The 24,926-nt window shown below is 73.4% G+C and carries 30 protein-coding genes; 9 read left to right on the forward strand and 21 right to left on the reverse strand.

The features are described 5' to 3' along the window. Positions 1 to 38 precede the first annotated feature (38 nt). From EKO23_RS17685 to EKO23_RS17705, 5 genes are all read right to left on the reverse strand, one after another. A complete protein-coding gene (locus EKO23_RS17685; protein ID WP_167880538.1) occupies positions 39 to 1,049 on the reverse strand; it encodes a patatin-like phospholipase family protein in 1,011 nt (336 codons plus the stop codon). A 104-nt stretch (positions 1,050 to 1,153) separates the two neighbouring features. Then, positions 1,154 to 2,914, reverse strand: a complete 1,761-nt coding sequence (locus EKO23_RS17690) for a DUF429 domain-containing protein (protein ID WP_134719452.1) — start codon at positions 2,912 to 2,914, stop codon at positions 1,154 to 1,156. A 133-nt stretch (positions 2,915 to 3,047) separates the two neighbouring features. Next, positions 3,048 to 4,280 carry an MFS transporter gene (locus EKO23_RS17695; protein WP_134719453.1) on the reverse strand — a complete coding sequence of 411 codons (1,233 nt, stop codon included), beginning with the start codon at positions 4,278 to 4,280 and terminating at the stop codon, positions 3,048 to 3,050. Then, complete coding sequence (locus EKO23_RS17700) at positions 4,277 to 4,933, reverse strand: ArsR/SmtB family transcription factor (RefSeq protein WP_167880539.1); 657 nt, start codon at positions 4,931 to 4,933, stop codon at positions 4,277 to 4,279. The genes EKO23_RS17695 and EKO23_RS17700 overlap by 4 nt, the downstream gene beginning before the upstream one ends. A gap of 55 nt (positions 4,934 to 4,988) precedes the next feature. Beyond that, positions 4,989 to 5,597: a hypothetical protein gene (locus tag EKO23_RS17705; RefSeq protein WP_134719455.1), complete on the reverse strand. Its 609-nt coding sequence runs from the start codon at positions 5,595 to 5,597 to the stop codon at positions 4,989 to 4,991. A gap of 55 nt (positions 5,598 to 5,652) precedes the next feature. Here EKO23_RS17705 and EKO23_RS17710 point away from each other — a divergent pair, with 55 nt between their 5' ends. From EKO23_RS17710 to EKO23_RS17720, 3 genes are all read left to right on the forward strand, one after another. Beyond that, complete coding sequence (locus EKO23_RS17710; RefSeq protein WP_134719456.1) at positions 5,653 to 6,177, forward strand: hypothetical protein; 525 nt, start codon at positions 5,653 to 5,655, stop codon at positions 6,175 to 6,177. A gap of 29 nt (positions 6,178 to 6,206) precedes the next feature. Further along, positions 6,207 to 6,443, forward strand: a complete 237-nt coding sequence (locus EKO23_RS17715) for a hypothetical protein (protein WP_134719457.1) — start codon at positions 6,207 to 6,209, stop codon at positions 6,441 to 6,443. Between the two features lie 109 nt (positions 6,444 to 6,552). Continuing rightward, positions 6,553 to 6,831, forward strand: a complete 279-nt coding sequence (locus EKO23_RS17720; protein WP_134719458.1) for a DUF1905 domain-containing protein — start codon at positions 6,553 to 6,555, stop codon at positions 6,829 to 6,831. Between the two features lie 446 nt (positions 6,832 to 7,277). Here EKO23_RS17720 and EKO23_RS17725 read toward each other — a convergent pair whose 3' ends face one another. From EKO23_RS17725 to EKO23_RS17740, 4 genes are all read right to left on the reverse strand, one after another. Then, on the reverse strand, positions 7,278 to 8,054 hold the full coding sequence (locus EKO23_RS17725; protein ID WP_246051162.1) for a putative protein N(5)-glutamine methyltransferase: 777 nt from the start codon (positions 8,052 to 8,054) through the stop codon (positions 7,278 to 7,280). Further along, positions 8,051 to 8,617, reverse strand: a complete 567-nt coding sequence (locus EKO23_RS17730) for a chloramphenicol phosphotransferase CPT family protein (protein ID WP_246051163.1) — start codon at positions 8,615 to 8,617, stop codon at positions 8,051 to 8,053. Before EKO23_RS17730 ends, EKO23_RS17725 begins: the two co-directional genes overlap by 4 nt. Further along, positions 8,614 to 9,852 carry a DUF6596 domain-containing protein gene (locus tag EKO23_RS17735; RefSeq protein WP_134719460.1) on the reverse strand — a complete coding sequence of 413 codons (1,239 nt, stop codon included), beginning with the start codon at positions 9,850 to 9,852 and terminating at the stop codon, positions 8,614 to 8,616. Before EKO23_RS17735 ends, EKO23_RS17730 begins: the two co-directional genes overlap by 4 nt. Before the next feature lie 64 nt (positions 9,853 to 9,916). Continuing rightward, complete coding sequence (locus tag EKO23_RS17740; RefSeq protein ID WP_134719461.1) at positions 9,917 to 10,306, reverse strand: YciI family protein; 390 nt, start codon at positions 10,304 to 10,306, stop codon at positions 9,917 to 9,919. 140 nt (positions 10,307 to 10,446) lie between these two features. On the opposite strand from EKO23_RS17740, the gene ppk2 reads away from it, so the two are divergent. Next, a complete protein-coding gene (ppk2, locus tag EKO23_RS17745) occupies positions 10,447 to 11,307 on the forward strand; it encodes a polyphosphate kinase 2 (protein WP_134719462.1) in 861 nt (286 codons plus the stop codon). Between the two features lie 25 nt (positions 11,308 to 11,332). Here ppk2 and EKO23_RS17750 read toward each other — a convergent pair whose 3' ends face one another. Further along, a complete protein-coding gene (locus tag EKO23_RS17750) occupies positions 11,333 to 11,872 on the reverse strand; it encodes a hypothetical protein (protein ID WP_134719463.1) in 540 nt (179 codons plus the stop codon). 160 nt (positions 11,873 to 12,032) lie between these two features. Here EKO23_RS17750 and EKO23_RS17755 point away from each other — a divergent pair, with 160 nt between their 5' ends. Beyond that, complete coding sequence (locus EKO23_RS17755) at positions 12,033 to 12,920, forward strand: phosphatase PAP2 family protein (protein WP_134719464.1); 888 nt, start codon at positions 12,033 to 12,035, stop codon at positions 12,918 to 12,920. An 82-nt stretch (positions 12,921 to 13,002) separates the two neighbouring features. Here the strand turns inward: EKO23_RS17755 and EKO23_RS17760 are convergent, their stop codons facing one another. From EKO23_RS17760 to EKO23_RS17785, 6 genes are all read right to left on the reverse strand, one after another. Next, positions 13,003 to 13,968, reverse strand: coding sequence for an SDR family NAD(P)-dependent oxidoreductase (locus EKO23_RS17760; RefSeq protein ID WP_134719465.1), 966 nt, complete (start codon positions 13,966 to 13,968; stop codon positions 13,003 to 13,005). After that, positions 13,965 to 14,393, reverse strand: a complete 429-nt coding sequence (locus EKO23_RS17765; protein ID WP_134719466.1) for an SRPBCC family protein — start codon at positions 14,391 to 14,393, stop codon at positions 13,965 to 13,967. Before EKO23_RS17765 ends, EKO23_RS17760 begins: the two co-directional genes overlap by 4 nt. 29 nt (positions 14,394 to 14,422) lie before the next feature. After that, positions 14,423 to 15,505 (reverse strand): FUSC family protein, encoded by a 1,083-nt coding sequence (locus EKO23_RS17770; RefSeq protein ID WP_134719467.1) that lies wholly within the window; start codon positions 15,503 to 15,505, stop codon positions 14,423 to 14,425. A 48-nt stretch (positions 15,506 to 15,553) separates the two neighbouring features. Next, a complete protein-coding gene (locus EKO23_RS17775) occupies positions 15,554 to 16,999 on the reverse strand; it encodes a DHA2 family efflux MFS transporter permease subunit (protein WP_134719468.1) in 1,446 nt (481 codons plus the stop codon). Positions 17,000 to 17,151: 152 nt separating this feature from the next. Next, positions 17,152 to 17,565, reverse strand: coding sequence for a VOC family protein (locus EKO23_RS17780; RefSeq protein ID WP_134719469.1), 414 nt, complete (start codon positions 17,563 to 17,565; stop codon positions 17,152 to 17,154). A gap of 102 nt (positions 17,566 to 17,667) precedes the next feature. Further along, positions 17,668 to 19,806 carry a SpoIIE family protein phosphatase gene (locus tag EKO23_RS17785; protein WP_167880540.1) on the reverse strand — a complete coding sequence of 713 codons (2,139 nt, stop codon included), beginning with the start codon at positions 19,804 to 19,806 and terminating at the stop codon, positions 17,668 to 17,670. Between the two features lie 207 nt (positions 19,807 to 20,013). On the opposite strand from EKO23_RS17785, the gene EKO23_RS17790 reads away from it, so the two are divergent. Next, on the forward strand, positions 20,014 to 20,307 hold the full coding sequence (locus EKO23_RS17790; RefSeq protein WP_134719471.1) for a DUF1330 domain-containing protein: 294 nt from the start codon (positions 20,014 to 20,016) through the stop codon (positions 20,305 to 20,307). Here EKO23_RS17790 and EKO23_RS17795 read toward each other — a convergent pair. Then, positions 20,304 to 20,933, reverse strand: coding sequence for a TetR/AcrR family transcriptional regulator (locus tag EKO23_RS17795; protein ID WP_167880541.1), 630 nt, complete (start codon positions 20,931 to 20,933; stop codon positions 20,304 to 20,306). The genes EKO23_RS17790 and EKO23_RS17795 overlap by 4 nt on opposite strands. Before the next feature lie 157 nt (positions 20,934 to 21,090). Between EKO23_RS17795 and EKO23_RS25390 the strand changes: the two genes are divergently transcribed. After that, positions 21,091 to 21,678: a hypothetical protein gene (locus EKO23_RS25390; protein ID WP_167880542.1), complete on the forward strand. Its 588-nt coding sequence runs from the start codon at positions 21,091 to 21,093 to the stop codon at positions 21,676 to 21,678. A 5-nt stretch (positions 21,679 to 21,683) separates the two neighbouring features. Here the strand turns inward: EKO23_RS25390 and EKO23_RS17805 are convergent, their stop codons facing one another. Both EKO23_RS17805 and EKO23_RS17810 read right to left on the reverse strand, forming a co-directional pair. Next, positions 21,684 to 22,277: a GNAT family N-acetyltransferase gene (locus EKO23_RS17805; protein WP_134719474.1), complete on the reverse strand. Its 594-nt coding sequence runs from the start codon at positions 22,275 to 22,277 to the stop codon at positions 21,684 to 21,686. A 91-nt stretch (positions 22,278 to 22,368) separates the two neighbouring features. After that, complete coding sequence (locus EKO23_RS17810; RefSeq protein WP_134719475.1) at positions 22,369 to 22,938, reverse strand: dihydrofolate reductase family protein; 570 nt, start codon at positions 22,936 to 22,938, stop codon at positions 22,369 to 22,371. Between the two features lie 135 nt (positions 22,939 to 23,073). On the opposite strand from EKO23_RS17810, the gene EKO23_RS17815 reads away from it, so the two are divergent. Next, positions 23,074 to 23,505 (forward strand): VOC family protein, encoded by a 432-nt coding sequence (locus EKO23_RS17815; RefSeq protein WP_134719476.1) that lies wholly within the window; start codon positions 23,074 to 23,076, stop codon positions 23,503 to 23,505. Between the two features lie 57 nt (positions 23,506 to 23,562). Further along, entirely contained in the window at positions 23,563 to 24,108 is a 546-nt protein-coding gene (locus EKO23_RS17820) for a GNAT family N-acetyltransferase (RefSeq protein ID WP_134719477.1), read from the forward strand. Here the strand turns inward: EKO23_RS17820 and EKO23_RS17825 are convergent. Both EKO23_RS17825 and bamD read right to left on the reverse strand, forming a co-directional pair. Next, positions 24,086 to 24,415, reverse strand: coding sequence for a winged helix-turn-helix transcriptional regulator (locus EKO23_RS17825; RefSeq protein ID WP_134719478.1), 330 nt, complete (start codon positions 24,413 to 24,415; stop codon positions 24,086 to 24,088). The two genes, EKO23_RS17820 and EKO23_RS17825, sit on opposite strands and share 23 nt — an antisense overlap. Then, the gene (gene bamD / locus EKO23_RS17830) at positions 24,415 to 24,762 is read right to left on the reverse strand and encodes an outer membrane protein assembly factor BamD (protein ID WP_217702681.1); all 348 of its coding nucleotides are present in this window, start codon (positions 24,760 to 24,762) and stop codon (positions 24,415 to 24,417) included. The genes EKO23_RS17825 and bamD overlap by 1 nt, the downstream gene beginning before the upstream one ends. Positions 24,763 to 24,926 lie beyond the last annotated feature (164 nt).

Raw genomic sequence — 24,926 nt, forward strand, 5'->3', positions numbered from 1 at the left:
CAGCACGAGCACGACAGCACCACGGGGCGCGACGGCGGTCACGCCACCAGCGCCGGGGCGTACGCCGCGCGCCAGGCGTCGTAGTCCCACGAGGCGAGGAAGTCGGTCGCCGCGTCGGCGCCGTTGTCGAACAGCCGTCGCTTGGTCTCGGGGTCCAGCCGGAAGTCGGTCGAGCGGACGCCGCTGGTCTCCACGAAGATCGTCCGCGAGGCGACCGACGGCTGGTCGACGTGGATCTGGTCGTGCGCGTTGGTCATCGTGGCGATCAGCGCGCGGGCCAGCGAGACCGGGTTGTCGGACTCCTGCCAGCGGGTCTCGGACAGCGCCATCCGCGCCGACAGCTTCACCCCGATCGTCGGATGGTCGGGCTCGTCGTCGAAGAGCGCGATCGGGTAGTTGGACAGCATCCCGCCGTCGGTGAGCACCAGCCGGCGCCGACCGCCGGTGAGCCGCGGGTCGACCGGCAGCCGCCACGGGCGGAAGAAGAACGGGATCGACGCCGAGGCCCGGATCGCGTCGGCGACCGGCATCCCGTCCGGGGCGACGCCGAGCAGCCGCTCGTAGTCCCAGGGCAGCCGCAGCATCCGCCCGCGGGAGACGTCGGAGACGATCACGACGAGGCGGTAGCGGTGCTCGATCGGCGTACGGCGGGTGGCGCCGGGCAGCCGCAGGTCGCCCCACGTGGTGATGCCGGCAGCGGCCAGGTTCTCGCGCAACCAGTGGTAGAGCACCCGCCCGCGGTACATCCCCTCGCGGAGCATCACGTCGAGCCCGTTGCCGATCGGCCCCAGGAACCGGCCGCCGACCCCCTCGTCGAGGAACTGCGCGAAGTCGGTGTCGATGGTCAGCCGCTCCAGGTCGTGGGTGCGACCCGCGGCGACGAACGCGGCGACGATGGCGCCGGCCGACGTACCCGCGACCCGGTGGAAGTCGTGGTCCCGGGCGAGCACGCCCACCGCGCCGGCCAGGCCGGCGCCCTTCACGCCCCCGCCCTCGAGCACCAGGTCGGCCGTCTCGCGCTCCGGCGATGCCTGCGCCTCGTCGACCATGGCTCCTCCCCCCATCGGTGCAGCCGCTCCCGGCACGGCCGCCATGGAATCGAGGAGCGCCGTACGCCGCTGCGTGATACCCGCGGCGAGGTCGCCACGCCTGGTCAGGCCGAGCGCATCTTCTCCAGGCGGGTGCGCAGCAGGTTCTCGCGGTGCTCGTTGCCGTGCAGGGCGAGGTACTTCTCGCCGAACACCGACAGCAGTGCGTCGTCGAGGCGGCGTACGGCGCTGGGTGGGTGCTTGTAGCCGAGCCGCTCGTTGATCGCCTCGCTGTCGACGGGCCGGAGCAGGTCGGTCAGCTCCGTGAGCGAGGTGACGCCGAGCTCCAGCAGGAGCCCGGAGATCCAGGCGTAGTGGTCGGTGCGCGACCAGCTCGCGTCGGCGTACTGCCCGGCCAGGAAGGCCGCCAGCTCCTGCGCACCGATGCGTGGGTCGGCCCGGTCCGCCTCGGGCCGCTGCCCGGACATCCCCGCCTGGAGGCGGTCGCGGATCTCGGAGAACTCGCGGTCGGCGAGCTCGAGCAGCCCGGCGGCCAGGGTGAACCGGCGGTCGAGGTCGGGCACGTGCTCCGCGGGGATCGTGCCCTTGTAGCGGATGTCGTGCTCGAACTCCGCCCACGCGTGCTGGAGGACGGTCCGGATCTGCACCTGGACCGGCAGGCGCACGGCTCGCGCCGCGTCCATCTCCAGCAGCAGGTGGCGGCTGGAGTAGCCGAACCGGCCCTCGCTCGCGGTCTCCCGGCCCATGTCGCGGTCGTCGAGGACGGTTGCCTGCTCGGCGAGCAGCCCGGCCACGGCGGTCACGTCGGGCTGCAGGTAGGTGATCACGCGGACCCCGATCTGGTCGGTGATCTCACGCAGCGGGTCGGTGAACACCGGGGTGCCATCGATCTGGCGGGCCGCCTTGGCCGCGAACGACGCGACGCTCTTGGCACGCCCGCTCACCGACAGGTAGTTGATGCCGGCCTCGTCCAGCGCCTCCGTCACCGCGGCCACGCACCGCTCGGTCACCTCGCGCAGTGACGGCTGCAGCCGGGCATAGGCCTGCACGGCGTCGGAGGCCCCCTCCTCGACCCGCTGCTGCTCGGCCCGGTCCTGCGCGGCCTCGGCCGCCGCCTGGCGCGGGGCGGGGCGATGACCCGGGGGCAGGGTGGGAGTGACGATGTAGCCGCGCTCGAGGTCGCCGTACGTCGTGGTCTGCTGCGGCTCGCGCTCGGCGAACAGCGCGACGTACGCACAGACGACCGCGTCGACCGGGTCCTCGCAGCGCCGCAGGTCGGCCTTGGTGCGCGCCTGCTCGATGCGCCCGACCAGCGCCGCCCAGTCCGGGTGGTCGAGCAGCAGCGGGGTCGCCGCGTCGGAGAGGCCCTCGAGGTGGTGCACCAGGGAGAGCAGCTCACCGCGGAGCTGGTCGAGCGAGCGGCCCGGTTTGTTCTTGTACTTCAGCGTGCGGCCCAGCCGGAACAACGCGACGGTCGCCGGGTGCGGGTAGACCTCGATCGCCCGCCGCTTCGCGGTCGAGGCGGGGTCGATGTCGAGCCCGAGGGCGCGGGCGAGCCGGGCGCCGCGCGGCTCGTCGCGGAACTCCGCCTTGCGGGTGTTGGACGGGTGGGCTCCCGCGTCGAACTTCGCGAAGTCGCGGTTGAGCGCAGCCTCGCATGGCCGGTTGCCGCTGGCGTTGGTGACCACGAGCGGCGCGTCGACGGCGACCAGGCAGGCGCCGTCGACGTACGGCGCGAGCTCGGCGCCGATCGCCTCGTCGGTGTCGGCGGCGGTCACCCGCAGCAGCCGTCCGCCGTCGTCGAGGACCGCGAGCCCGGTGGGCTTGCGGTCTCCCCAGGCCAGGTCCACGCCGACGAAGTGCACGGGGTCAGCATGCCGCACCGCCGACCCGGCACATCCTGTGCCGGGTCACCATGCCCTTCCGAGGGTGAGTCGGCACATCTTGTGCCGGGTCACCGTCGCCGGATCACGGTGAGTCGGCACATCTTGTGCCGGGTCAGCGGAGGCGAGCGACGGACGGGCGGGTGGCGAGGGTCAGGCACAGCACGAACATGCCGGCCCCGAACACGGCGGTCGCGGTGACCAGCGAGGCACCGGCCGCGAGCGCGCCGAACACCGGCAGGGCGAGCGGGACCAGGGTGCGGTCCCCGAGCAGCAGCACGGACGAGACCCGGCCGAGGTGGGTGCTGGCGACGGTCCGCTGGAAGGTCGCCGACAGCCACACCGAGGCCAGGCCGGAGGTCAGCCCGATGACGGCCATCGAGGTGACCAGCACCCCGCGGTCGCCGATCCCGATGCCCACGATCGCGACCGCCTGCACGAGGAGCACGCCGAACGAGCGCTGCGCTGGGCGCGGCGGTCGGTGCCGGATCGCGAGCAGGCTGCCGACGATGGCACCCGCGGCGAGCGCGCCCTCGGCGAGACCGAGCCAGGTCGAGCCCCAGCCGGACCGGCTCACGCCCAGGGCGACGCCGAGGGCGACCGCCGGGGTGACGAAGACGTTGAGGCCGGTCAGACCGATCACCAGGAGGCGGGCGGCCGGAGTGCTGCGCAGGTAGCCGAGCCCGTCGCTCAGGCTGGCCAGCACCGGGGCGGGCGTGCGCGGGATCCGGTAGCGCGGCCGGACGACCAGCGCCAGCGTGGCCGCGATGGTCAGGAACGTGACCGCGTTGAGCAGCATCGGCGCGGCCGGTCCGCGCCAGGCGACGAGCAGACCGCCGGCCGGGGCGCCGAGCAGGCGGGCCACCCGGACGGCGACGTTGTTCCAGCCGCTGACCGTGCCCAGGTCCTCCTCGCGCACCAGCTGGCGGACCAGGGTCATCCCGGCGGGCAGCGTCAGCCCGACCGAGACACCGAAGGACACGGCGAGCACGACCAGCGTGGTCGCGCCCTGGTACCCGGCGGTCCACGCGATCGCGCCGACCACCATCACCAGCGCCTGGGCGAGCTGGCCGAAGACCAGCACCCGGCGGGTGTCGAAACGGTCGGCGAGGACGCCGCCGACCAGGACCAGGGCGGCGGCCGGCAGCGTCTCGAGGCCGATCACCGCGCCGGCCATCGCCGGGGAGAGGGTGTGGGCCGCCGTCCACGCGAGTGCCACGGTCCACATCGCGTCGCCGAACCACGAGACCGTGACGGCGAGCACCCAGATGACGACCATCCGGTCGCGGCGGACCAGCGGCGGAGGCGGACCGAGCAGGACCGGGGCGCCGGTCACGGTCGGGCTCATCGGGTCCGCTCCGGAGCGACCGGGCCGCTGGGGAAGACCCGGGCATGCGCCCGCACCGGTCGGCGTACGGCGTCGGGCCGGGCCCGCTCGTCGGCCCGGCACTCCCGGGACCAGTCGACCAGCAGCTCGGTGACCCGACGGCTCAGCTCGGTGGTCTGCTCGACGGTGGCGCGGACGTAGGTGTCCGTGCTGACCGCGGCCCGGCGCCACTCGTCGGGCACCTCGTGCGCGACCGCCATCCACTGCCGGACCGCACGCACGTGGTGTCGGAAGTTCGCGACCTCGGCGTCCTCCGCGAGCCGGCGACCCATGGTGCCCTCGACGAAGTCGTCGGAGAGCCAGCTCAGGTCGCGGGCCACCAGTCGCCACCAGCTCTGCCGGGTGTCGCGGGCCAGCTCCGGCGCCGGCTCGACGAACCCGTGCCGGTGCAGCGCCTTGAGGTGGTGGCTGACCGATCCGACGGCGAGACCGGTGCGTTCGGCGAGCATCCCGACGTTGGCCGGGCCCTCGGCGGACAGCACCTCGCACAGCCAGCGTCGGGTCGGGTGGTGGAAGGCGATCAGGACGTCGAGCAGGTCGGCACCGGACTCGGCGCCGGGGGCGCGGTCGGGAGCGGAGTCGGAGTGCCGCTCGGCGGCGGTACGGCGGGTCATGGGCGTCAGCGTGACGGTCCCCGCCGACATGCACAAGTGCCCTTGTATGACTCGGTCAGGGGACGTCGACGGTCGTGACCACGTCGGTCAGCGACGGACGCCGCGGGGTCGAGGTGAAGCCGAACCGGCAGGGCGGGTCGACCTCCGCGAGAGACCCGAGGTCGGTGCCGTCGAAGCGCCCGGCCAGCGACGTCACCGCGCGCACCGACGTGGCGCCGTACCACTCGCGACGGCCGCCGCCCGCGCTCCCGCGGGTGCGCACCCCGTCGAGGACGACCCGCGCGACCGGGTCGGTCACCGCGCACCAGGCCGGGCTGGTCGCGAGGCGGCGCGGCACCAGGCGCAGCGCGCGGCCGAGCGGCGTACGGCCGCCGACGACGAACCGCAGGTCAAGCGACGGCGCCGTCACGTGCCAGGCGTCCGGGCCGGGCCGCACGGTGACCGGCTCGAGCCGCACCTCGTCGAAGGAGTACGTCGCCGCGACGTAGTCGCTGACCCGCTCGTCCGGCGCGAGCAGCACCCGGTGCCCGGCCGCGGTCTCGACCATCACGTCCGAGAACGGACCGAACGGCGTGCCCGGCCAGTGCCCCACCACGACTCGGGTCCCGCTGCTGCTGCCGAGCCCCGCGATGTGCCCGTGGAAGCGGGAGCGGGTGGCCGGCATGCCGTCATTCTCCTCACCGGCCGGTGGATCGGGGCCGGTCGGGTACACAGGGGACATGCGTCTGCCCGTCCCCGGACCCCGTCAGGTGGTGGACCAGGTCGAGGCGCTGCTCGGCGCGGTCCCCCGCGTGTTCGCCCTGCTCGAGCGCACCGAGGAGCTGGTCGCGAGGATCGACGGCGTCGCCACCGACGCCGGGGCGCTGGTCGGGAAGACCGGGCAGGTGGTGGACGGTGCCGCCGAGCACGTGACGCGACTGAGCCACCTGCTCGACGGCCTCGAGCCGTCGCTGACCCGGCTGCAGCCGACGCTCGACCGGCTCGCGGAGACCACCGACCCGCAGGAGGTCGAGGCCCTGGTGCGCCTGGTGAACCACCTGCCGCAGATCAGCGAGCAGGTGGAGCGCGACGTGCTCCCGGTGCTCGGGACCCTGGGATCCGTGGCGCCCGACCTGCACGACCTGCTCGAGGTCTCCCGGGAGCTCAACGACATGCTGGCCAAGGTCCCCGGCCTCGGTCGGATCAAGAAGCGGATCGACGAGCAGCAGGGCGAGGACGACACCGACGCGGCGGTGCGGGACTGACGAGCCCCGCGAACAGGAACGGAGCGGCCATGGCGACGTACGGCGTGAACCCGGCAGCCGTGCGGCGCGCCCGGGAGCTGGTCGACGCGAAGCAGTACGTCCTCGACTCGGACTGGGGCGCGGTGCAGCCGGACGCGGCCGCGCAGAACGCGTTCCTCGAGCGGCACTCGTGGGAGGAGTACGCCGCCGCCGGAGGTTTCGAGACGCTCGCTGGCGCTCGCTCCTCAACCACCGGGGAAGCGTTGCGGCCTGCGGCCGCTGGTTGACGAGAGCGAGGAACGAGCCCGTCCCGAAACCAAGGCGCCCTCGCCGCCGATGACTTCCGCCGCTCCCGCCGGTCGGAGCACCATGGGAACCCGACGGCGAGGAGCGGCGATGCGCGAGACGACGGCTTTGCGGGAGTTCACGGCCACGCTGGTGAAGAGCCCGAACCCGGGCGGGTGGACGTACGTCGTGATGGACGGGTCCGCGGAGTACTTCGGCACCCGCGGGCTGGTCAAGGTCCGGGGCACGGTGGACGGCGAGCCGTTCACCTCCTCGTTCATGGCGCTCGGCGACGGGACGCACAAGCTCCCGGTCAAGGCCGACCTGCGGCGCCGGATCGGCAAGCAGGCCGGCGACCGGGTGCGGGTCCGGATCGAGGAGCGGCTCTAGGTGGTTGGTGTCGGCGATCCGTGCAGTGATCATCCGGATCAGCCTGCGGAACCGCCCTTCGCACGGATCGCCGCCCCGCGACTGGCCGCTGGAGCTGCAGCACCTGGTCGCTCGAACACGTGTCCGGAGGTTTCGAGACGCTCTGCTGGCGCTCGCTCCTCAGCCACCTGTGCTCGGGCAGGGCGAGGCGCAGCCCGTCTCGAAACCACCGGTCGTGCGATCCGTTCGGCCGGGTGCGGCGTCGTACGGCCGCAATTGCAGCCGCGTTGCAGGTTCTCGTCGCCCGGCCTTGTCATACGGCTGCAATTGCAGGGTCGTGACAGGTCGGCCCCACCCGCGCTCTGTCACACGGCTGCAATTGCGGCCCCATGACAATCCCGGGAGCCTCCGCTCTGTCACACGGCTGCAATTGCGGCCCCATGACAATCCCGGGAGCCTCCGCCCTGTCATACGGCTGCAATTGCGGGGTTGCGGCCGATCGCGACGGTGGCGCCGTAGTCGTCGTCGCTGACGGTCCACGCGTCGAGCCCGGCGGCGCGGTACGCCGTGAGGGCGGCGTCGGCCTGCGAGGACGCGATCTCGATCAGCAGGTGCCCGCCGGGGGCCAGCCAGTCCGGGGCGGCAGCCGCGATCCGGCGCAACAGCGCGAGCCCGTCGGGGCCGCCGTCGAGCGCGGCCCGGGCCTCGTGGTCGCGGGCCTCCGGCGGCATCAGGGCGATCGCGTCGGTCGGGACGTACGGCGTGTTGGCGACCAGCAGCGTGACCCGCCCGCGCAGGGACACCGGCAACGGGTCGAACAGGTCGCCGACCACCACCTGCCCGTCGTACGGCGCGAGGTTGCGGCCGGCGACCGCGACCGCGGCCGGGTCCACGTCGGCGGCGTGCAGCTCGCACCCCGGCAGGGCGGCGGCGACCGCCGCCCCGACCGCCCCGCACCCGCAGCACAGGTCGAGCACCACCGGACCGGAGCCGGCCAGCGAGACCGCGGTGTCGACCAGGAAGCCGGTGCGCGTGCGCGGCACGAAGACACCCGGCGCCACCTCCAGCCGCAGCCCGTGGAAGTCGACGAACCCGAGCACGTGCTCGAGCGGCTCACCCGCGACCCGTCGCGCGACCATGGTCTCCAGCGACGCCGCGGAGTCGGCTGCCTCGACCAGCAACCGGGCCTCGTCCTCGGCGAACACGCACCCGGCCGCCCGCAGCCGGGCCACGAGGTCGCTCACCACGGGCCCTCCGCACGCAGGGCGTCGAACGCCTCTCCCGGACCGGCGGCGACCCGCGCCGCCACCAACGCCGCGCACTCCCCGACCCCCCGCCGAGCGGTGTCGACCTCGACGTCGTACCTCCGGTGCGCGTGCACGGCCCGCACCTGCGAGCGGGCCAGGCCGACCGGCCGGTCGCCCCGCTCCTCCTCGCGGCGGTCGAGCTCGTCGGGGTCGCAGTGGACGCCGACGAGCACCACGTCGAACGGGCGCCACACCTCGAGGCAGTCGGACAGGCGCCACGGCTCGCTGAGCACGTGGTCGGCGACCACGTCGTTCCCCGCGCGGGCCAGTCCGGCCACCGCCCGGTGGTAGCCCGCCCGGGTCCGGCGGAACACCTCGGCGAGCTCGTCGCCGTCGAGCTCGGCGGTCCGCTCCGGCGAGCGCAGCGCCCCGATCGTGTCCACGCCCAGGTGGAACCACGGCCCCGGCAGCACGCGCAGCAGCTCCCGCGCCAGGCTGGACTTGCCCGAGCTCGACGTCCCGTTCAGCAGCACGATCCGGCCGGGGACCACCGCCGTCACGCGAGCCGCCCCAGGCCGGCCCGCTTGAGGCAGAACCGGCGCAGCGGCTCGACGTCGAGGACCTCGGCCAGCGCGGCGTACCGCGCCGCCGCCTCCCCCTGCCGTCCGGTCCGCCACTCGAGGTCTGCCAGCGCGAGCTCGGCGTCCCGGCCGGCGTACGCCGGCGCCTCCTCGACCAGCTCGGCCAGTGCCTCCTCGACCGCGGGCAGGTCGTCGGCGGGTACGGCGTGCGCCTCGGCGACCAGCCGGGCCACCGTCACCGACGGCGCCGGCCACCGCTCCTCCAGCGCCCGGTAGACCGTCACCAGCCGCACCCAGTCGGGGCCGTCGACCGACGCCGCGTGCGAGTGCAGTCCGGAGATCGCCGCCTCCAGCGCGAACCGCCCGTCGCCGCTCATCGCGAACGTCGCGTCGTCGAGGCCGCCTCGCCACAGCTCCACGTCCCAGCGGCGGCGGTCCACCTCGTCCATCGGCAGCGCCACGCCCTCGGTGTCGAGACGGCCCGGCCGCCGGGCCAGGCCCAGCCGGATCACCGCGCGCAGGCCGCGGACCTCGGTGTCGTGGGGGTACGCCGCGACCAGGGCGTCGGCGATCGAGAGCGCCGCGCGCCCGGTGTCGGCGAGCGCGTCGACCGGGTCGAGGACGGTGCGGTGCGCGACCGTGAACATCCCGGCCACGCAGGCCAGCACCACCGGCAGCCGGGCGGCCCGCTCGGTCGCGTCCGGGGTGCGGAACTCCCCGCGCGCGGCGGCCAGCGCCGTCTTCGCCCGGGTCAGCCGGGCCGCGGCCGCGGACTCCTGGATGCCGAGGTGATGGGCGATCCGGGCGGTGGTCAGGCCGCAGACCACCCGCAGTGCGAGCACCATCTGCAGCGAGGGGCTGAGCTCCTCGTCGCAGGCGACGAACAGCAGCGCGAGCCGGTCGTCGAGGCCCTCGCGGGCGGGGTCGGTGGGGTCCACGGCGGTCTCCTGAACGTCCGGCGACGTCGCGAGCGTGACCAGCTCCGGGGCCAACCGGTCGTGTACAGCCCGGCGGCGCGCCTCGTCCAGCCAGGCGCGCTTGCCGACGGTGATGCACCAGGCGGCCAGCTCGTCGACCGGCCCGTCGTACGCCGCGGCGCGGGCGACCGCCTCGGCGGCGTACTCCTCGCCGTCGTCGAGGCTGCCGGTGAAGGACGCCAGCGCCCGGACGATCCGCGGCCACGCGTCCTGGAACTCGCTCGGGGTCGGCCGCATGCCCCCATTGTGGAGGCAGCGGCGTGGCGGCAGCGGCCGACCCGGCCCGTGCGTCGGGGGCGGGTCAGCTCCCGGTGGGGAAGACCTTGCGCCACTCGATCCGGTTGCCCGTCGGGACCATCGCAGCGACGGTGCGGGCCTGGTCCTCGTCCTCGACCTCCACCATGTAGAAGCCGGTGATGACCTCGCTCGTGTCGGCGTACGACGCGTCGGTGTAGACGGCGTCCTGCACCGCCCGGTCACCCTGCCCCGGCACCACGCTGCCGCCGTGCTTGTGGTTCTGCAGGGCATTGCCGCCGACGATCTTCGCGCCCAGCTTCTCGACGGCCACGGCGAACGCGGCGTGGGCGGGGAACATGCTCTCGGCGCTGTCAGCGTCGCTCGGCGGCATCCCGAGGTACTGGTCGGAGTCCCAGTCCTCCTCGCGGATGATGAAGACGTACGTGTCGGCCATGACCGGCCCCTTTCGTCGCTGCGTGACGACCCTCGCCACATCATCCTGACGAACTCGCGTCCGGGAAATCGACATCGCGGGCGAATCGATCGAGGCCCGGGATCCTTGCCCCCGACCCGGCCAGCGGGCACCGTGGCTCCATGAGCACGCACATCCCGCCGCACGGCGCCGACGACGTCGTCGTGCCGCCGAGTGCGGACCGCGACCCCGAGCACTACAACAGCCAGGGTCGGTTGCGCGAGAGCGTGTACGCCGCGGAGCTGGCCCGGCTGCAGGAGCAGCTCGTGCTGCTGCAGTACTGGATCCAGCGCCAGGGCCTGAAGGTGCTGGTGATCTTCGAGGGCCGCGGCTCGGCCGGCAAGGGCGGGGCGATCAAGCGGATCACCGAGCGCACCAGCCCGCGCGCCGTGCGCGTGGTGGCGCTGCCGCGGCCGTCGGACCGGCAGAGGTCGCAGTGGTACTTCCAGCGGTTCGTCGAGCACCTGCCGGCGGCCGGTGAGATGGTCCTGTTCGACCGCAGCTGGTACAACCGCTCGAACGTCGAGTGGGTGATGGGCTACTGCACCGAGGCCGAGCACGAGGAGTTCCTGCGCAGCTGCCCGGAGCTCGAGCGGATGCTGGTCCGCTCGGGAATGGTGGTGCTGAAGTACTGGTTCTCGGTCAGCTACGAGGAGCAGCGGCGCCGCTTCGAGGCCCGCAACTCCGAGCCGCTCAAGCGCTGGAAGCTGTCGGAGACCGACCTGCTGGAGCACGAGCTGTACGTGCGCTACTCGCGGGCGAAGGACATCACCTTCCAGTACACCGACATCAAGCAGGCGCCGTGGTACGTCGTGCCGTCCGACGACAAGAAGGCGGCCCGGCTGAACTGCATCAACCACCTGCTCGCCCAGTTCGACTACGAGGACGTGGCGCCCGAGCGCATCGAGCTGCCGAGCATGCGCGACGAGCCCTACGTCCGGCCGCCGCTGCACGAGCAGACCTTCGTGCCCCAGCGGTGGTGAGGCACGAAGGTCTGCAAGGTTCCCGTCAGTTGCCGTACAGGCGGGTACGCCGTACCTCCAGGTCGAAGGTGAAGGCCGGGTCGCACGTGACCGTGACAGGGGTGCCGTCGACGGTGACGACCAGGTCGGTGGCCAGCGGCCGGTTGGTGCCGCGGCTGACGACCTGCTCGCCGGCGTCCTGGACCGGCTCGGTGATCCGGGTCGGCTGGCCGGTGGGCGTCAGCGTGCCCGTGATCGTGGCGGTGCGGCCGCCGCGGACCGCGACGGTCTCGTCGAGGAGGCCGTCGACGACGAACGGGGTGTCCCGCTCGATGCTGCCGAACAGGTCGTCGCCGGGGTCGCCGACGATGACGACCAGGGAGCTGCCGTACCTCGAGTTCTCGTAGACGGTCGCCTGGACCCCCTCGCCGTGACACTCCAGCACGGTGCCGCGCTGGGTCTCGACGGTGGTCCGGGGGCCAGCGTGCTCGGCGGGCACGCTCGCGAAGGCGGCTCCCGCGACGCCGAGGCCGGCGGCTGCGAGACCCGCGGCCACGACGGCGGTGCGGAGTGCGGTGGTGCTCATGGGCGTGTCCTTCGGTGAGTGGTGGATCGAACACCCTCAGGACGCCGTCTCCCCCCACGGGGTTGCAGCGGCGGTGTCCCGTTCCTGTCCCGGGCTGGACCGGGACACCGGTGGGACGCGGCTGCCGGTGCGCTCACCGGCGCCTGCCTACGATGGCCCGATGCATCCCGGGCGGCCGTTCCGCCGGGTCGGGGAGTGGCGCGAGGACCACCTCGGCGACCGCGACCTGACCCGGTGGCCGAGCGCGGTCGGGGTCGCCCTGGTCCGGGTCACCGCGTGGCTGCTCGACCTGCTGGCCCGGCTGCTCCCGGACCGATTGCGGTCCCGGCTGTCCGACCGCGACCTGCCCTGGCTGGTGCTGGTGGTCACCGCGGTCGCCGGCGGCGCACTCGCGGTGCTCGCCACGGTCGCGAGCGCCGAGCTCTACGACGGGGTCGAGGAGCGGGAGGGGCTCTCGGTCCTCGACCGGCCGGTGGTGGAGTGGGTGGTGACCTGGCGTACGCCGGGGCTCGACGACGCGGTCACGGCGTACACCGACCTGGGGAGCACCCGGTTCATGGTGCCGCTGGTGCTGGTCGCCGCGGCACTGCTCTGGTGGTGGTGGCGGCGTCCGACGCCGGCGATCCTGATCGCGATCGCGGCGGCCGGGTCGCTGCTGATGACGGTGGTCGGCAAGCATCTCGTGGGGCGGGTGCGGCCGCCGCAGGACCTCGCGGTGCCGCCGTACGAGACGTCACCGTCGTTCCCCAGCGGGCACACGCTGAACTCCTGGGTGCTGTGGATCCTGATCGGCTACCTCGTCGCCGTACGCACGACCAGCCGGCGCCTCACCGTGCTGGCGCCGGCGCTCGCCTGCCTGCTCGCGCTGGCGATGGGACTGAGCCGGGTCTACCTCGGCCACCACTGGCTCACCGACGTCCTCGTCGGCTGGACCCTCGGCACCGCCTGGCTCGCGGTCCTCGTCACCGGCCACCGGCTCGCCCTCACCGTCCGCCGCTGGACCGGCGGCGGCCCCGACCAGGACGAGGTGGAGCAACCCGCCGCCTGAGCCGGCTCGGCCGCCGCTGGTTGAGGAGCGAGCGCCAGCGAGCGTCTCGAGACCAAGGCCCTCGACACCCGGCGGCTCGATGCTAGAGCGAAAGCTGCTCCCGCACCCAGGACCAGAGCCGGTCGCGCTCGGCGTCGCCGGTGCGTGTCCGGCGGAGCAGGTGGGTAGGGCGCGGGCGGCGGTCGTGCCACAGCACGCCGGACTCGGGGGCGGGCTCGGTCGCGGCCAGCCAGACCGTGGTGTCAGCGCCGCCGGCGGCATCACGCAGGAACGGGCCGGTGACCCGGTGGAACGTGGGCAGGGACTCCACCACACCCGGGGTGTCGGCCCAGCCCGGATGGGTGGCACCGACCACGATCCGGTCCGCTGCCCAGCGGCCGGCCAGCACCGGCAGCAGCTCGACCTGGGCACGCTTGCTCCCGGCGTACGCGGCGGTCGGGGAGTACCCGCCGCGGTGGAAGTCGGGGTCGTCGGAGCGGAGCCGCTGGCCGTACATCCCGCCGGAGGTGACCAGCAGCACCCGCCCGCCGTACGGCGCGAGCCGCGGCCGCAGCAGCTCGGTCATCAGCACCGGCCCGAGCACGTGCACCGCCATCGAGAGCTCGTGACCCTGCGGCGACTCGGTGCGCCGCGGCGGCATCACGCCGGCGTTGTGCACCAGCACGTCGAGACGGTCGGTCTCGACCTGGTCCGCGAACCGGCGTACGCCGTCGAGGTCGGCCAGGTCGCATCGGTCCACCGCCAGCCGGGCACCCGGGACGCGTGCGGCGATCCCATCGGCTACCCGCCGGCCCTTCTCCACGTCACGCACCACCAGGTGCACCTCGGCACCGAGCCGGGCCAGCCCCTCGGCGGTGGCGGCGCCCAGCCCGGAGCTGGCGCCCGTGACCGCGACGACCCGGGCGGCCAGGGCGTCCGGAGCGGGGTCCGCCGGCCAGGTCGGCAGGCGGCGGCGGATCGCCGGCCCCACCCGGGTGAACCCCGGTGCGACGGTGCGGTCGAGCGCGGTGTCGACGCCGCGGGCGAGGGCGAGACGCAGGTCGGTCACAGGGCGGCCAACGCCTCGCGCAAGCCCCGCTCGGCCTCGTTGCCGAGCTTCCGGAAGGCCGGCCCGAGCAGTGGTGCGACGTACTTCACCGCGCCCTTGAACGCGAAGTCCGCGGTGTAGGTCACCCGGGTCCCGGCCCCGCCCGGCTCGATCTCCATGGTGTCGTGCGCGACCACGGTCCGGTTCTCGCCGCGCAGCGCGAACAGCCGGTCCGGCTCGTGCTCGACGACCCGGTAGGTCAGCTCGGTCTCGCGGCCGGCGAAGCGGGAGACGTTGTGGTACTCGGTGCCCACGCCGCCGTCGCCGCTGACCCGGGTGGTCCGGACGCTGCCCGGGTCCCACTCGGTGGTGGAGGTGAAGTCACTGAGGTAGGCGAAGACGGCGGCGGGCGACGCGGTCGTCTCGACGGTGCGCTGGATCCTCACGGGTTCCCCCTCGGTCGGTTGCGGTCAATCTACGGAGCCGTGCCTGAGGCGAGCGTCGGCGCCGCACGGGACAGCGCCGACAGCACGTTGCGCAGCGCTACCACCATCCCGCCGTACTCCTGCCAGGCGGAGTGGGCGAGCGCGTCGTCCGAGAGGTCCCGGACCAGCTCACCGAGGTCGTCGCCGACCGCGTGCAGCCGGCTCACCTTCCCCGACTCGACGGCGTCGGCGGCCTCGACGACGAGCGCGGTCCACCGGCGGCGGAACGCGTCGTCCCACAGCGTCGCGTGACGGGCGCTCATCGCGAGCGTGCGGCCCATGCTCTGCACGTCGGCGACGGCCTGCTCCAGCCAGTGCAGGGTGCGCTGGAGCTCGTCGAGGTCGGTACGCCGGCGCCGGCGCGGGTTGAAGCGACCGCCCTCGTGCGCCTGCCGCCAGAACGCCCACGCCTCGTCGACGTGCTGGTCGACCAGGCCGGCGCGACGGATCCACTCCTCGACCTGGTCCTCCTCCAGCTCGGGACCGAGGTGGTCGGCCATCTCCCGGAGCACGGCGACCAGCTCCTCGGGGATGCCCCGGGCCCGGGCCCACGCCGCCCGGTGCCGCAGCGGCGGCCAGACGACGAGGTTGACCAGCAGCCCGACGACGATGCCGGTGGAGGTGTCGAGGAGCCGGCCCCAGAGGAGGTTGGACTGGTCGATCGCATTGGTGGCCAGCACCACGATCCCGGTGGTGGCGAGGGTGGTCGTCTCCTCCCGCAGCCACCGGCCCCGGCCGAGCAGGAACGCGATCGCCAGCATCACGCCCATCCCGGCGGCACCGAGCCCGAAGAGCTGCCCGCTCCCCCAGGCCAGCACCACCGCTAGCACCGTGGCCGCGACCTGCTGGGCGGCGCGCGAGAACGTGCGGTAGAGCGTCGCGTGCACCACGAGCACGGCCGCCCAGGGAGCGAGGAACGGCTGCCGGAGCGCCAGCACCTCGGTCGCGACCACCCACGCGAGCACTCCGGCCAGGGCGGTCTTCGCGCTCTGCAGCAGGTCCGTCAGCAGCACCGGGTCGCGCAGCCCGTCCCGCCAGCGCGCGGACAGCCGGCCGCCCAGCCCCTCCCTCATACGAGGGAGGTACCCGACGGCCAGCCGCCCGATGCCTCAGCGTGCGGGTCAGGCGGCAGCGGGCAGCGCAGGCTCGAGATCCGGCTCGGGGGCCTGCATCGGCTTCGGCCGGAGCAGCGTCCCGCCGACCACCGCGGCGGCCGCGGCCATCACCGCGCCGGTGGCGAAGGCCAGCTGGTAGCCGCCGTTGAGCGCCTCCAGCGGGGCGCTGCCGCCGGCGGCCAGGTCGCTCGTGCGCCACGAGGAGATGCTGACCAGCACGGCCAGACCGAGTGCGCCGCCCATCATGAACGAGGTGTTCACGACGCCGCTGGCCAGGCCGGCCTCGTGCGGCTCGACGTCGCCCATCGCGGCCAGCAGCACCGGGTTGAACGCGATGCCGGCGCCGAGGCCGAGCAGGACCATGCCGGGCAGCACGTGCAGGGCGTACCGGCCGTCGACCGGGACGCCGGCGAACAGGGCCAGGCTGGCCGCGACCAGCGCGAGGCCGACGGTCAGCGGCGGGCGGATGCCGAACCGCATCACGAGGCGGTCGCTGACGCTGACCGACATCACGGCCATCACCAGGCAGGACGGGAGGTAGGCGAGGCCGACCTCGAGCGCGTCGTACCCGAGGACGCCCTGCATGTAGAGCGCGGTCAGGAAGAAGCAGGCGAACATCGCGCCGGCCCACAGCACGCCGACGACCTGGGAGACCGCGACGTTGCGGAGCGTGAACAGCCGGAGCGGGACCAGCGGGTGCTCGACCCGGGCCTCGCGGACCACGAACGCGACCAGCAGCGCGACCGCGCCGGCGAGGATGCCGAGGGTGCGGGTCGAGGTCCAGCCGGCCTCGTTGCCGCCGACCACGCCGTACACCGCGAGCATCAGGGCGACGGTGACCAGCGCGGCGCCGGTGACGTCGAGGCGGCTGCCGTCGGCCTGGCCGGCGTCGGCCGGGATCAGCCGGGTCACCAGCAGCCACACGGCGAAGCCGATCGGGACGTTGACCAGGAAGATCCAGTGCCAGGTGAGCAGCCCGGTGAGCACGCCGCCGAGCAGCACGCCGACCGCGCCGCCGCCGCTCATCACGAAGCCGAAGACGCCCATCGCCTTGGCCCGCTCGCCGGGGTCGGTGAACAGGCCCATGATCAGGGCCAGCGCGACCGCCGAGACCGCGGCGCCGCCGAGGCCCTGGACGGCCCGGCCCACGACCAGGAACGTCGCGCTCGGGGCGAACGCGCAGGCCACCGAGGCGGCCGTGAAGGACGCGACGCCACCGAGCAGCACCCGGCGGTTGCCGTAGAGGTCGCCGAGCCGGCCGGAGAGCAGCAGGAAGCCGCCGAAGGTCAGCATGTAGGCGTTGACCACCCAGGCCAGCGCCTCCGGCGAGAACCCGAGGTCGGTCTGGATGGAGGGCAGGGCGACGTTCACGATGTTCGTGTCGAGCACGATCATGAGGTCGCCGAGACAGAGCGCGTAGAGCGCCAGCCAGCGGGTGCGGCGGTCGTTCATCGGGGTGCTCCTTCGGGTGGTGGTCCGTGTGGGTCCGTCATGCAGACCACGAACGGGATCGCCCGGACACGACAGTCGCGATCAGAAAACTTCCGGACGTGCACTCCGACCTGGGAGCACCCCGGGATTCATCGGTCGGCGGGTGCCGTCGGTCAGGCCTGGCTGGCGGCGATGTTGACCATCCAGCCGATGCCGAACCGGTCGACGAGCATCCCGAACTCGTCGCCCCACATCTGCTTCTCCAGCGGCACGGTCACCGTGGCCCCGTCGGAGAGCTTCTCCCAGTAGCCGCGCAGCTCGGCCGCGTCGTCGCCGCTGAGGCTGACCGCCATGTTGGTGCCGGGGTTGTGCTGCATGCCGGGCGGGGTGTCGGCGGCCATCAGCGTGAAGCCACCGGGCGTCTCGAGCATCGCGTGCATGACCAGGCTCGCTTCGGGGGCACTGGGGTCGCCGTACTCGCCGAAGGTGCTGATCGCCAGGTCACCGCCGAGCGCAGTGCGGTAGAACTCCATCGCCTCGCGGGCGTTGTCCTGGAAGCTGATGTAGGGGTTGAGGCGCACGGCCATGGTGGGCTCCTCGGGGTCGTCGGGGTGGGACGTGTCCCGACGTTAGTCCGCCGGACCGACGGCCACGAGACCGACGGGTGACGGTTGTCGGAACGAGTCGCGCTACGCCGGGTCGGCGGTGGCGACCCGCACCGCGACGGCCGCCACGTCGTCGTCACGTGACGGGTCGCGGAGCGCGACCACCAGTGACTGGAGGCGTCCGGCGAGGTCGTCGCCGGCGAGCGTCGGCAGCAGGTCGAGCACCCGGGCCTGGCCGATGTCCAGGTCCTCGCCACGGCGCTCGATGAGACCGTCGGTGAACAGCAGCACCACGTCGCCGGCCCGCACCCGGATCCGCTGCTCACGGCGGTCCTGGACGAGCACCGCGAGTGGACTGCCGTCGGCGTCGGGCAACTGCTCGGTGCTGCCGTCGCCGCGGAGCAGGACCGGGGCGGGGTGGCCTGCGTTGGCCACCACCAGCTCGCCCCGGGACGGGTCGACCACCAGGTAGGCGAGCGTCACCAGCTGCTCGCTGGGGAACTGCGCGAACATCCGGTCCAGCTTGCCGAGCACCGCCGCCGGGCTCGGGTCCACCGCGCAGTAGGCCCGCACCGCGGCCCGCATCTGCGCCATCGCCGCGGCCGCCTCGACGCCGCGGCCCATGACGTCGCCGACGAACAGCACCATCCGACCGTCGAGCAGTGGCACCGCGTCGTAGAAGTCGCCGCCCACGTCGGTGCGACCGGACGGGTCGTAGTAGCTCGCGACCTCCCACCCGGGCACCTCCGGCATCCGGTCGGGGAGCACCGCCTCCTGCAGCCGTACGGCGGCCGCGAGGGTGTGGCTGTGCAGCTCCGCGTTGTCGATGGCGACCGCGGCCCGGCGGGCGAGGTCCTCCGCGAAGGCCAGGTCGTCCTCGGTGTAGCGGCGGTCCGACTCCGCGGCCACCCACGTGATCACGCCGCGCACCTTGCCGCGCGCGGTCAGCGGCACGACCAGGGCGCTGCGGAGCTGGAGGTCGCGGGCGATGCGGAGGTGCTCACCGTCGGTGGCCCCGGCGACCAGCATCTCGTCGGTGATCTCGGGGATCAGGTCGCTGCGGCCGGTGCGCAGCACGTGCCAGGTGCCGCGCGGGGCGTCGGGGTTGCTCGGGTAGCGCTCCTCGAGCTCCCGGGCGAGCTGCACCTTCGCCGGGTCGACGTGGGCGACGGCGAGCCGGTGCAGGCGTCCGTCCTCGACCACGTCGATCGCGCACCAGTCGGCGAACGTCGGCACCACCAGCTGCGCCACCTTCGCCAACGTCACCTCGTAGTCGAGGCTCCGGGCCAGCTCCACGGACGCGTCGGCCAGGAAGGCAAGGCGCTCGGCGGCGATCGTGGCCGAGGACTGCGCCTCGATCCGCTGCAGGGCCTGGGCGCAGTTGTCGGCGAGGATCTCGAGGAACTCCATCTCGGCGGCGTCGACGACGCGGACGCCGGGGAAGGACAGGGAGATCACGCCGATGGTGCGCCCGGCCACGTTCAGCGGCAGCGCCAGCACCGACCGGTGCCCGCGGTCGAGCATGTCCGGGTAGCGCTCGTGCAGCTCCGGGGTGCTGACCTGCACCCGCCGGCCGGTGCGGGCGACGTCCCGGATGACGGTGCGGTCCTCGACGGACACGTGCGCCCAGTGCTCCCGGTCGCCGGTGCGACCCCCGCGCAGGCCGATCAGCCGGAACGACGACTCGCTCTCCCGGACCAGCAGTCCGGCGATCGAGGCGCCGACCGCGTCGGCGAAGTGCGTGGTCACGATCTGGGTGACGTCCTCGACGGTCTCCGCCCGGCCCAGCTCGCCCGTGACCCGCGCGATCCGGGTCAGTCGCTCCTCGAGCAGCCGCGCGTCGCGCAGCCGGCGCCCCTCCGCGGACGAGTCGACAATCAGGCAGAGCAGCCCGCGCACCCGGTCGCCCTCGTGCAGCGGGGTGCAGGACACCCCGGCGTCGTGGGTGCTGCCGTCGGCACGCAACAGCTCGACCCTGCCCTGCCAGGGGTCGCCGTCCAGGACCTGGCGGACCACGGCGGCGAGGGCCGTGCGGTCGCCCTCCCCGAAGATCGAGGCGAGCCGACGGCCGGACATCACGCCGTCCGGGCCGGCGTAGGTGCGGTCCGCGGCGGAGTTCGAGCGGCGTACCTCGCCGGTGGCGTCGACCGCGAGGGCAGCGGCGTCCAGCTCCTCGAGCAGGGCATGCCCGGGGAGCCAGTGGGCGGGTACGCCGACCGTCACCGCCTCATGGTCGCAAGGAACCCTCGGGCCGGATCGGAAAACGGACAAGTCCGTCCGGGTGGGTGCCGACTCTGGGGTCAGGTGACCGCTCCGGGAGCCCGATCTACCCCGCGTCCTCCCCCTGTCCGAGTCCCTGCCGGGGCTACGCCCGCCGCATCGCCACGTCCCGAGCGGCCTGACGCACGGCCGGGGTGCAAGACTCGGTGCATGCCTCGCGCCTACTGGATCAACACGTTCCGCTCGGTCTCCGACTCCGACAAGCTCCGTGCGTACGTCGAGCTCGCCGGACCCGCGATGAAGGAGTCGGGTGGCCGGTTCCTGTCCCGCGGGAAGGCGGTGGCAGCGTTCGAGGAGGGCACCCCGGAGCGCACCACGCTGATCGAGTTCTCCAGCGTCGAGGCTGCGGTGGCGGCGTACCACAGCGACGCCTACCAGGCCGCGCTCGCCGCCCTCGGCGACGGCGCGGTCCGCGACATCCGGATCGTCGAGGCGCTGGACTAGCCCGGGGCGAGACGGACGCCCTCGGGCCGGGCCAGCTGGCGGAGGGTCCTCGCCAGCCACCCGGCGTACCCCTTGTCGCCGACGACATGCCGGCGCAGCAGGGCGGTCTCGGCCGCAGCGACGATCGTCGTGGTCTCGGCCAGCCATGCCAGGTCGACACCGTCATCCAGCAGCCCGTCGCGCTCGGCGCCCTCCCAGAAGCGCGTCATCGAGTTCCGGGTGCCGGTGCGGCCGCCGCGCGCGGACTCGGCGATCACCGGCTCCGACACGACCTCCAGCGCGACCCCGACCAGCGGGACCAGCCGGGCATGCATCTCGGCGATGCCGGCCGAGAGCAGGTCGATCCGGTCGTCCAGCGTCGGCGCCGACAGCGACTCGGTCATCCAGGCGCGCGCGGAGACCGGGACCCCCTGCGTGTCACCGGCCGCAGCCACGTCGATGGCGCGCTTGAGCAGCTCCGCCTTGCCGGCGAAGCGCACGTAGACGGTCCGCTCGCTCACCCCCGCGGCCTCGGCCACGTCGGCGATGCTGGTGCGCGCGTAGCCCCGTTCCACGAAGAGCCGGGTCGCCGCGGCGACCACCACCTCCTCGGTGTGCGCGCTGCGGGCGCGACGGCGGTCCGTCATGGGGTTGACCTCCGATGTCCATTTCATGCAATATGACTGCAATATTGCAGTTCGACTGCAATGACACGCCGACGGTACCCGCGATCCCGCCCGACCGTCACCACCACGACCCACCCGGGCCCACGCATCGCAACGCCATCCACACCGGAGGTGTCCCGTGAACACCACTGCCCCGACCCCGACCGACCGGATCCTCGCCGGTTCGCTCGTCCTCGCCCCTCTCACGTACCTGCTCGCCGACTCCCTGTACGCAGCCCGCGGCTGGGACGACCCGACCGCGGCCGTCCTCCACGTCCTCGGCGCCATCGGGTACACGTTCGTCTTCCTCTACGTCGTCGCGCTGCTGCGCGACCACCCGAACTGGTCGGCCGCGGTCCTGGTGACCGGCATGGTCGGCGTCGCCGGCAACGTCGCCTACGGCTTCAACACCATCCACGTCTCGCTCGGCGGGGTCGACCTGGTGGACGCCGACGGAGCCGCGACCCTGGTCAAGCCGCTCGGGCTGGTGTTCGTGCTGGCGCTGCTCCTGACCGCGATCGGCCTGGCCGTGACCGGGACGGCGCCGCGCTGGGCGGCGCTGCTGATCGGCATCGCGTCCGTGACCTGGCCGGCGTCGCACATCCCGAACATCGCCTGGCTGGCCGTGCTCACCCAGGTGCTGCTCCTGGTCGCGTTCGGCGGGCTGTACGTCACGTGCCGGGCTCGGGTCGAGCCCCGCGTGGCAACGGCGGGGCTCGCGGGCTGAACCGGTCAGCCCCCGGCCCGGGGTGACGGCACGTCGAGGTCGCCCTTGCGGAGCCGGAACACCTGCAGCCGCAGGTCGTAGTACTTGTCGGTCTCGCCGACCCACTCCATGCCGACCCGGCGGGCGGTGGCCACACCGCGGGCGTTGCGCGGGCGGACCACCGCGAACAGCTCCTCCTCGCCGTGGTCGAAGGCGTAGTGGGCCAGCGCGTGGCCGGCCTCGGCGGCGTACCCCTGGCCCCAGGCGTCAGGGGCGAGCTGCCAGCCGATCTCGAGGTCCTCGCCCTCCGGTGGCAGCGGCAGCACCGCCCCGGCGCCGATCACGCGACCCGTGGCGCGGTCCTCGACCGCCCACCGGCCCGTGGGCCGGCCGGTGTCGCGGTGCTGGTCGGTCCACCCCCGGAGCACCGCGCGCATCGCCTCGGTGTCGGGCACCGCGGTCATCGCGGGCGCCAGCCAGCGGGCGACCGCGTCGCTGCCGAAGATCCCGCGAGCGGCTTCTGCGTCGGACTCCTGCCAGGGCCGCAGCAGCAGCCGCTGGGTGGTGATGGTCGGTCCCGTGGTGTCGAGGGCGTACGTCGTGGGGTGGTGCTGGGGCATGTCGCCTCCCGGGTGTGGTCCCGCCGTCGCGGCTCCTGTCCTGTATCAGTGCCGCGACGGCGGGATTTGTTCCGGGGTGCCTCCGACGGCGTCACCGGGCGACGTCGTACACCGCCATCTGGATCCCGTTCGCGTACGACGCGTGCTCGACCAGGGCCAGCTTCGTCTTGTCGGCGTCGTCGGCCCAGAGCCGCTTGCCGCTGCCGAGCGTCACTGGGAAGACCAGCAGGTGGTAGCGGTCGACCAGCCCGGCCTTGGCGAGGCCCTGCGCCAGGGTGGCACTGCCGTGGACGATGATCGGGCCGCCGTCACCCTGCTTGAGCGCGGCGACGTCGTCGAGGGAGCGGAGCACGTGGCAGTGCTGCCACGGGCCGTTCGCGACCGCGTCCTCGTCGAGGGTGGTCGAGACGACGTACTTCGGCATCTCGTTGTACTCTTTGAACTCCTCCATCGTCGGCCAGACCGGCGCGAACTCGTCGTAGCTGACCCGGCCGAGCAGCATCGCCGCGGCCTCGAGCTGCTCCCGTCCCTTCAGCTCGTACGCCGCCTCGTCGAACGCGACGTCCTTGAACGTCCAGCCGGCGTGCGGGTGGTCGCCGCCGCCGGGCGAGTCGACGACGCCGTCGAGGGACACGAACTCGGTGACGATCAGGGTGCGCATGGCGATCTCCTCAGCTGATGGGGTCGTTGTCACCCTCTCCACGAACGGGACCGGCCCGCCACGACACCGGCTCCCGGGATTTCTCCGAGGAACCGTCGCGCCGGCCGGCTCCCCGCCCCGGACTAGGCTGCCTTGATGATCTCGGACACGCTCCCTCCCTTCCACCTGGCCGTCCCCGTCGACGACATCGACGCCGCCCGCCGCTTCTACGGCGAGGTGCTCGGCTTCGACCGCGGTCGCTCCGACGAGCGCTGGACCGACTGGAACGTCTCAGGCCACCAGGTGGTCACCCACCAGGTCGACGGGTACGCCGGCGCTGCCGCCGGCACCAACCCCGTGGACGGGCACGAGGTGCCGGTCCCGCACTTCGGCCTGGTGCTGTCCGTCGACCGGTTCCAGGAGCTGGCCGGCCGGCTCACCGCTGCCGGCACCGACTTCGTGATCGAGCCGTACGTGCGGTTCGAGGGCGAGCCCGGCGAGCAGTGGACGATGTTCTTCCTCGACCCGGCCGGCAACGCCCTGGAGTTCAAGGCGTTCCGCGACCTCGGCCAGCTGTTCGCGGTCTGAGGGGTCGGTCCCTTCTTGACGAGCGAGCGGCGTCCGCGACGAGGCATCATGGCGGGCATGTCCTTGTCGGCACCTGCCGTGATCACCGCTCGCCTGCGACTGCGTCCCTTCGACGACTCGGACGCGACCGCTCTCCATGCGCTGCACAGCAACGCCCACGTGCTGCGCTACTGGGACGCGCCGCCCTGGCGCGACCGGGCGCGCGCCGAGCGGTTCATCGCGGCGTGCCGGGAGATGGCCGAGGCAGGAACCGGGACGCGGCTGGCCGTGGACCGTTCCTCCGACGGGGCTTTCCTCGGCTGGTGCAGCCTGACCCGGTGGAACCCCGACTACCGCAGCGCCGCGCTGGGCTACTGCTTCGACGACGGGGGATGGGGCCACGGCTACGCGACCGAGGCGGCGCGCGCCCTGCTTCAGTGGGCGTTCGACACGCTGGACCTGAACCGGGTCCAGGCCGAGACCGACACGCGCAACGCGGCATCCGCCCGTGTGCTGGAGAAGCTGGGCTTCGTCCGCGAAGGGACGTTGCGGGAGGACTGCGTGGTGAACGGCGAGGTCTCGGACTCCTGGGTGTACGGGCTCATCCGGCGCGAGTGGCAGTGACGTCCGGGTGCCGCTGGGCGTAGCGGTGCAGCTCGCCCAGCAGTCGCCGGGTGTCCCGCCCGGCGGGGGTCAGGCGGTAGCGCACCCGCACCGGCGGGCCCGGTTCGACGAGGCGTTCGACCAGCCCGCGCTCGCAGAGCTCCTTGAGCCGGGCGGCGAGGACGGCATCGCTGACACCGGGCACCGCCTCCCTGATCGCGGCGTACCGCTCGGCGCCGCCGTGCATCGCCCACAGCACGGCGCCGGCCCAGGCTCGCCCGAGCAGACCCATCACCCGCGCGATGCCGGTGCAGTCGCCGTCCGGCATCAGGCCACCGCGCCCAGCGCGTCGGCCAGGCGCCGCGCGGAGGCGGCCTCCTCGTGCCGGGACAGCCGCTCGAGCGAGCGGGCGAGCAGGAGCGCGGCGTACGCGTGGTCCGGCCGCGCGGCCAGCAGCTCGCGGGCGGTCGTGACGGCCGGCTCGAGCTGGGCGGAGTGGTAGTAGGCGCGCGCGAGCAGCTCGCGGGCGTCGCCGAGCTCGTGCTCGTGCGGGTGCTCGTCGACCAGCCGGCGCAGCACCTTCGCGGCGGCGTAGTAGTCCCGGTGGTCGAAGCGGTCCTGCGCCCAGCGGTAGGCGTCGTACGCGTCGAGGGACGGCAGCATCGGGTTGAACACGGTTCCTCCTTCACTCTGAGAGTCATAGTGACTAACAACTCCAGAGCGAATTCGTTCCCGTTGAGTTGCGCCGCGCTCCCCCTTGAGTTGCGCCTCGATGCGAGCAACCCGGGAGAGCCGCTTCTCAACTCCCAGGGAGGCGCAACTCAACGCCGAGGGAGGCG

The organism is Nocardioides guangzhouensis (genome assembly GCF_004519545.1).
In the GTDB taxonomy this organism is placed as follows: domain Bacteria; phylum Actinomycetota; class Actinomycetes; order Propionibacteriales; family Nocardioidaceae; genus Nocardioides; species Nocardioides guangzhouensis.

Bases quoted from the DNA above. Each gene is read 5' to 3' on its own strand.
- EKO23_RS17685 (WP_167880538.1), bottom strand. From the start codon at position 1,049: ATGGTCGACGAGGCGCAGGCATCGCCGGAGCGCGAGACGGCCGACCTG.
- EKO23_RS17715 (WP_134719457.1), top strand. From the start codon at position 6,207: ATGGCGACGTACGGCGTGAACCCGGCAGCCGTGCGGCGCGCCCGGGAG.
- EKO23_RS17750 (WP_134719463.1), bottom strand. From the start codon at position 11,872: ATGAGCACCACCGCACTCCGCACCGCCGTCGTGGCCGCGGGTCTCGCA.
- EKO23_RS17810 (WP_134719475.1), bottom strand. From the start codon at position 22,938: ATGCGCACCCTGATCGTCACCGAGTTCGTGTCCCTCGACGGCGTCGTC.
- EKO23_RS17820 (WP_134719477.1), top strand. From the start codon at position 23,563: ATGTCCTTGTCGGCACCTGCCGTGATCACCGCTCGCCTGCGACTGCGT.
- ppk2 (WP_134719462.1), top strand. From the start codon at position 10,447: ATGAGCACGCACATCCCGCCGCACGGCGCCGACGACGTCGTCGTGCCG.
- EKO23_RS17740 (WP_134719461.1), bottom strand. From the start codon at position 10,306: ATGGCCGACACGTACGTCTTCATCATCCGCGAGGAGGACTGGGACTCC.
- EKO23_RS17695 (WP_134719453.1), bottom strand. From the start codon at position 4,280: ATGAGCCCGACCGTGACCGGCGCCCCGGTCCTGCTCGGTCCGCCTCCG.
- EKO23_RS17805 (WP_134719474.1), bottom strand. From the start codon at position 22,277: ATGCCCCAGCACCACCCCACGACGTACGCCCTCGACACCACGGGACCG.
- EKO23_RS17735 (WP_134719460.1), bottom strand. From the start codon at position 9,852: ATGCGGCCGACCCCGAGCGAGTTCCAGGACGCGTGGCCGCGGATCGTC.
- EKO23_RS17780 (WP_134719469.1), bottom strand. From the start codon at position 17,565: ATGGCCGTGCGCCTCAACCCCTACATCAGCTTCCAGGACAACGCCCGC.
- EKO23_RS17790 (WP_134719471.1), top strand. From the start codon at position 20,014: ATGCCTCGCGCCTACTGGATCAACACGTTCCGCTCGGTCTCCGACTCC.
- EKO23_RS17770 (WP_134719467.1), bottom strand. From the start codon at position 15,505: ATGAGGGAGGGGCTGGGCGGCCGGCTGTCCGCGCGCTGGCGGGACGGG.
- EKO23_RS17795 (WP_167880541.1), bottom strand. From the start codon at position 20,933: ATGACGGACCGCCGTCGCGCCCGCAGCGCGCACACCGAGGAGGTGGTG.
- EKO23_RS17825 (WP_134719478.1), bottom strand. From the start codon at position 24,415: ATGCCGGACGGCGACTGCACCGGCATCGCGCGGGTGATGGGTCTGCTC.
- EKO23_RS17710 (WP_134719456.1), top strand. From the start codon at position 5,653: ATGCGTCTGCCCGTCCCCGGACCCCGTCAGGTGGTGGACCAGGTCGAG.
- EKO23_RS17720 (WP_134719458.1), top strand. From the start codon at position 6,553: ATGCGCGAGACGACGGCTTTGCGGGAGTTCACGGCCACGCTGGTGAAG.
- EKO23_RS17700 (WP_167880539.1), bottom strand. From the start codon at position 4,933: ATGACCCGCCGTACCGCCGCCGAGCGGCACTCCGACTCCGCTCCCGAC.
- EKO23_RS17775 (WP_134719468.1), bottom strand. From the start codon at position 16,999: ATGAACGACCGCCGCACCCGCTGGCTGGCGCTCTACGCGCTCTGTCTC.
- EKO23_RS17815 (WP_134719476.1), top strand. From the start codon at position 23,074: ATGATCTCGGACACGCTCCCTCCCTTCCACCTGGCCGTCCCCGTCGAC.
- EKO23_RS17755 (WP_134719464.1), top strand. From the start codon at position 12,033: ATGCATCCCGGGCGGCCGTTCCGCCGGGTCGGGGAGTGGCGCGAGGAC.
- EKO23_RS17705 (WP_134719455.1), bottom strand. From the start codon at position 5,597: ATGCCGGCCACCCGCTCCCGCTTCCACGGGCACATCGCGGGGCTCGGC.